Below are 220 nucleotides of genomic sequence, written 5' to 3' on the forward strand. Positions count from 1 at the left end.
AGTCTATCTTTCGCTTAGTACACTCTTTGAAACGTCAAATGAGTGAACAGATTGAGAGCTTGGATTCTGAGATCGCACCTATGAATATTCGTGTCATGAAGATCATTACTAAGAAATCTCCATGTACGGCTATGGATATCGCGCACTTCCTAAACCGCGATAAAGCACAGGTCACGAGATTAGTTAATGCGTTGATCAATCAAGAACTTGTAAAGAAGTC

General features: G+C 40.0%; 1 protein-coding gene. It reads left to right on the forward strand.

All coding sequences use genetic code 11. The features are described 5' to 3' along the window. Positions 1–220 (forward strand): MarR family transcriptional regulator (locus A3712_RS10180; protein WP_157618736.1); only part of this gene is annotated, 220 nt, incomplete at both ends.

Origin of the sequence: Vibrio sp. HI00D65, assembly GCF_001635455.1 — a bacterium.
Taxonomy (GTDB): Bacteria; Pseudomonadota; Gammaproteobacteria; order Enterobacterales; family Vibrionaceae; genus Vibrio.